This is a genomic window from Streptomyces sp. NPDC051907, from assembly GCF_040681075.1.
Taxonomy (GTDB): domain Bacteria; phylum Actinomycetota; class Actinomycetes; order Streptomycetales; family Streptomycetaceae; genus Streptomyces.
Window position 1 is genome coordinate 1 of sequence record NZ_JBFAYB010000196.1, and the last position, 5385, is coordinate 5385.

The 5385-nt window shown below is 72.5% G+C and carries 3 protein-coding genes; 2 read left to right on the plus strand and 1 reads right to left on the minus strand.

What is annotated here, in order from left to right:
• On the minus strand, positions 1 to 900 hold a 900-nt coding region (locus AB0M39_RS41295; protein WP_365374156.1), incomplete at its 3' end, for a serine/threonine-protein kinase.
• Between the two features lie 299 nt (positions 901 to 1199).
• Between AB0M39_RS41295 and AB0M39_RS41300 the strand changes: the two genes are divergently transcribed.
• Positions 1200 to 3935 carry a sugar-binding domain-containing protein gene (locus tag AB0M39_RS41300; RefSeq protein ID WP_365374158.1) on the plus strand — a complete coding sequence of 912 codons (2736 nt, stop codon included), beginning with the start codon at positions 1200 to 1202 and terminating at the stop codon, positions 3933 to 3935.
• Positions 3936 to 4064: 129 nt separating this feature from the next.
• Positions 4065 to 5309: an alpha/beta hydrolase gene (locus tag AB0M39_RS41305; protein WP_365374160.1), complete on the plus strand. Its 1245-nt coding sequence runs from the start codon at positions 4065 to 4067 to the stop codon at positions 5307 to 5309.
• The last annotated feature ends 76 nt before the right edge of the window (positions 5310 to 5385 follow it).

Here is a 5385-nt window from a genome sequence, read left to right on the forward strand (position 1 = left end):
GCCCGAGGCCGGGAACCGGGCGCGGTCGACCGCCGCGGTCGCCGCCTCCGCCGCCGGCTCGCGCAGCCGCAGCTCGACCGCCTCGGCGGGCGGCCGCTCCTGCGGGTCCTTCGTCAGAAGCTCCTCGATCAGCGAGGTCAGGGAGCCGGCCGCGCGCGGCGGGGAGAGCGGGTCGACGGCGATCGCGTACGCCGTCTCGAGCGCCGCGTTCCGACGGAAGGGCGGCTTCCCCTCCACCGCCTGATAGAGCGTCGCGCCCAGCGCCCACAGGTCGGACGCCGGCCCCGGCGTCTCGCCCTTGACCCGCTCCGGGGCCAGGTAGTCCACAGAGCCGACCAGTTCGCCGGTCTTGGTCAGCGTGGACGTGCCGGACGAGACGGCGATGCCGAAGTCGGTCAGGACGACCCGCCCGTCGGCGCCCAGCAGGACGTTGCCCGGCTTGACGTCCCGGTGCAGCACTCCGGCGGCGTGGGCGGCCCGCAGAGCGGCGATCATCCCGGAGCCGATCCTGGCCGCCTCCTGCGGCGCCACCGGCCCGTTCTCCTTCAGCACATCGCCGAGGGTCTGGGAGGGGACGTACTCCATGACGATGCACGGCAGTCCGGCGTCGTCGACGACGTCGTGCACGACGACCACGTTCGGGTGCGCGATGCGGGCGGCGCTGCGGGCCTCGCGGCGCGTCCGCTCGTACAGCGTGGCCCGCTCGTCGTCGGACAGATGCGGCGGCACATGCAGCTTCTTCAGGGCGACATGACGGCCGAGCACCTCGTCCTCGGCCCGCCACACGGTGCCCATGCCGCCGCTGCCGATCCGCTCCAGCAGGCGATAGCGCCCCGCGACCAGCCGTCCCTCGTCAGGCGCCTCGTAGCGTCCACTGTCAGCACCTGTGGCGTTCCGCACCGTAAGCCCCTTCTGTCCCCCGTCTGCCATGGCTCCGTCACGATATAGGCGATCCGGGGCGCCGTATTCACCGGGGACGGCGCCAACCCGCCCCCGGTTTCGCCGGGAACGGCGTCCCGGCCGTCCCTCGCGGCCTGGTTGGGCCATCCGGGGTGCTGTACGGGGTGCCGTGGGGCGGCACACAGCCATGACCTGCTCCGATCTCTAGCGTCGGCTGCGCGCCCAGCCACCGCGAAGGCGCTGCACACGCCTCGCACAGACACTTCACACACACCGCACAGACCCGCTGGGAGAGCATCGTGGCCGAACGCACCGCCTCGTTCAGGCGACTGGCCGCCGCGGCCGTGGCCGGCGGCCTCCTCCTCGCGCTCCACACGAGCACGACGTCCGCGGCTCCCGCCGCCCCCGCCGCCCCGACCGCCCGCGCACCCGAGGCGACCCGGGTCGCCTCGGCGCCGGGCAGCGCGACCGCTCTCGCGGGGTACGCGGTCCGGTCCAGCGCCGACGTCTCGGACTCCCCCGCGCAGATCTCCGCCCCCGGCTACCGGACCGACGGCTGGTACCCCGCAGGCCCCCGGTCCACGGTGCTCGCGGCGCTGCTCGCGGCCGGGGTGTACCCGGATCCGTTCTACTCCACCAACCTCAAGAAGATTCAGGCCGCCGACTTCGCCGTCCCCTGGTGGTACCGCTCGGACTTCACCGTCGCCGACGCCTCCCAGCGCACCTACCTGGACTTCAGCGGAGTGATGTCCGCCGCGGACGTGTACGTCAACGGCCGCCAGGTCGCCGCGAAGTCCGCGGTGGCCGGCGCGTACACCCGCCATGAGCTGGACATCACCGCCCTGGTGAGGCCCGGCGCGAACACGGTCGCCTTCCGCGTCCAGCCCAACGACCCCAAGAAGCACCTCACCATGGGCTGGATCGACTGGCTCCAGCCCCCGCCGGACCAGAACATGGGCATCGTCCGCGACGTCCTGGTGCGCCGCGGCGGCCCGGTGGCGCTGCGCGACGCCCACGCCGTCGCCACCCTCGACGTCCCCTCGCTCGCCTCCGCCGAGGTGACCGTCAAGGCCCAGGCCCGCAACGACTCGGCGGTCCCCGTCACCGCCACCGTCTCCGCGACCGTCGACGGCGCGGCCCTCCGTCAGGACGTGCGCCTGGCCCCGCACGAGACCAAGACGGTCGTCTTCGCCCCCGCCGACCATCCGCGGCTGCGGCTGCGGGCGCCGCGCGTGTGGTGGCCCGCCTCGATGGGCGAGCAGCCGCTGTACGACCTCGACGTCACCGCCGCCGTCTCGGGGAGGGTGTCCGACGCGGCGCACCAGAGGTTCGGCATCCGCGATGTGCGGGCGCCTCTGAACGCGGCCGGCGACCGCCAGTACCGGATCAACGGACGCCCGCTGCTCGTCAAGGGCGCCGGCTGGTCCCCCGACCACTTCCTGCGCTGGGACCGCCGTTATGTCGAGGACCGCCTGCGGTACGCGCTCGACCTGGGGCTCAACACCCTCCGGCTGGAGGGCCACATCGAGCCGGACGAGTTCTTCGACCTCGCCGACCGGTACGGACTGCTGGCCCTGCCCGGCTGGGAGTGCTGCAACAAGTGGGAGAGCGACAGCAACGACGGTGCGTCCGGGACGGCCTGGACGCCTGACGACTTCCGGGTGGCGAAGGCGTCGATGACCGCCGAGGCGGCCCGGCTGCGCCACCACCCCAGCGTCGTCTCCTTCCTGATCGGCAGCGACTTCGCCCCCGACGCCACGGTCGAGAAGAACTACCTCGACGCCCTCGAGAAGGCCGACTGGCGCACACCGGTGATCGCCGCCGCCTCGGACAACGCCTCGCCGGTCTCCGGCAGCTCGGGCATGAAGATGACCGGCCCCTACGACTGGGTCCCGCCCGGCTACTGGTACGACAAGCGCGAAGGAGGGGCGAAGGGGTTCAACTCCGAGACCAGCGCCGGCCCCGACGTCCCCACGCTCGACACCCTGCGCCGGATGATGTCCCCCGCCGAGCTCGGCACACTGTGGCGCGACCCGTCCGCCGTCCAGTACCACCGCTCGCCCAAGAGCGTCTTCGACGACCTCACGCTCTACAACACCGCCCTGAGCGGTCGCTACGGCCCGCCGACGAGCCTCGAGGACTATGTGCGCAAGGCGCAGCTCGCCCAGTACGAGAACGTGCGCGCGCAGTTCGAGTCGTACCGCCGCAACGCCACCGACTCCGCCTCGCCGGCCACCGGGCTCGTCTACTGGATGTTCAACAGCGGCTGGACCTCCCTGCACTGGCAGCTGGTGGACCGCTATCTGGACCAGGGCGGGGCCTACTTCGGCGCGAAGAAGGCCAACGAGCCGCTGCACGTGCAGTACTCCTACGACGACCGGTCGGTGGTCGTCGTGAACGACCGGCGCTCCCCCGCCGCGGGGCTCACCGCGCGCGTGACGCTGTTCACCGCCGACGGCGAGAAGAAGTACGACAGGGCTGTCTCAGGACTGGCCGTGGGCGGCGGCGGGAAGAGGACGACCGCGCTCGCCCTGCCCTCGTCGGTCGACGGACTGTCCCCGACATATCTGGCCCGGCTCGTCCTCGTGGACGGCGCGGGACGGGAGGTGAGCCGCAACGTCTACTGGCTCTCCACCAAGCCCGACACCCTGGACTGGCCGAACACCACCTGGTGGCACACGCCCACCACCTCCCATGCCGATCTGCGGGGTCTGAGCGCCATGGCGAAGGCGACGGTGTCCACGACGGCGAGCACCACGACCCATCGCGACGGAACGTCCACCACCCAGGTCACGGTGACCAACACCGGCGCCGGAAAGACCCCGGCGCTGCTCACGGACGTGCACCTGGTGACAGGCGCCGGGGCCGGTGTGCCCGTGCTGCCCGTGGTGTGGTCCGACAACCAGGTCAGCCTCTGGCCCGGCGAATCGGCGACGCTGACCGCCGAGTACCGCACGTCCGACCTGCGCGGCGCCGCACCCCGCCTGCGGGTCTCCGGGTGGAACACGCCGACGCGGGCAGTGTCCGCACACTGACCGCGCCGCGGTAGCCGGTCGGACTACGCGTCGTCCGGCTGACGCCCACCTCAAGGTGGACAGATCAGGGCCCGATTGACGACTGAAGGCTGACGCGCCCTCGCCGTTGCTCCGTCTAGCGTCGGGTCCATGGTCAGACTCACTCGGACGGCCACCACCGCCGTCGCGCTCACGTTAGCCCTCGCCCTGCCGGTCGCCGCCGCGAGCACCGCCTCGGCCACACAGGCGCAGACGCCGACCGCGTCCGCCGCCGCGCTCCAGACCGCGTCCGCGCTCTCGTCACCGTCCTCGCCTGCTGCGGACACCGCGCGCTCCGGCCGCGCCCGACTCCCGCTGCCCACCGGCCCGTACGGCGTGGGAAGCTCCGTGCTCCACCTCGTCGACCGCTCCCGCACCGACCCATGGGTGCCGAGCGCGGACGCCCGCGAGCTGATGGTCACCCTCCACTACCCGGCCGCCGGCCATGCCTCGGGCCGCCCGGCGCGGTATGCCACCACGGAAGAGGCCAAAGCCCTGGTGCGGGCCTACGACCTCGAGCCCGCCGTGCAGGCCGAGAAGCTCGCCGCGATGCGCACCCACAGCAGGGTCGACGCGCGCCCCGCGAAGGGGAAGCATCCGCTCGTCGTGCTCTCGCCCGGCTTCAGCGTCTCCCGGTACACCCTCACCAGCCTCGCCGAGGACCTCGCCAGCCGTGGATACATCGTCGCCTCCGTCGACCACGCCTACGAGTCGAACGGCATCTCCCTGCCGGACGGCCGGCTGCTCACCTGCGTCGCCTGCACAGCGCTGGGCGAGGGCGGCGTGCACCCCAGCGTCTCCACCACGACGCGCGCCAAGGACGTGTCGTTCGTGCTGGACCGGCTGACCGGGCGTCATCCGGCGTGGCGGCACGCCAAGTCGATCGACACCAAGCGCGTCGGCATGGCCGGCCACTCCATCGGCGGAGCCAGCGCGGCCACGGCCATGGCGGGCGACCCTCGCGTCAAGGCGGGCGTCAACATGGACGGATCGTTCTGGGAGCCCCTGCCCGCCGACGGCCTGGGCGGTCGGCCCTTCATGCTGCTGGGAACCGACGACGACACGCACCGGCCGGGCGGCGAGGACAAGTCCTGGGACCAGACCTGGGCCGGCCTCGGCGGCTGGAAGCGCTGGCTGACGGTCGCCGGGTCGGAGCACTTCACCTTCTCCGACAGCCCTGTCATCACGGACAACTTCGGCCTGCCGCCGCAGTCGCCGCTGCCCGCGGACCGCGCGGTGTCGATCACTCGGGCGTACGTCGCGGCCTTCTTCGACGAGCATCTGCGGGGCGTCGCACAGCCGTTGCTGGCCGGTCCGAGCAGCGCCAACCCCGAGGTGAAGTTCCACAACCCCTGATCCCCGCTCGTACGACGCGGCGCCGGACACCCTCGTACGAGCGGTGTCCGTCGCACGCGGCACACCGGCGCCGGAC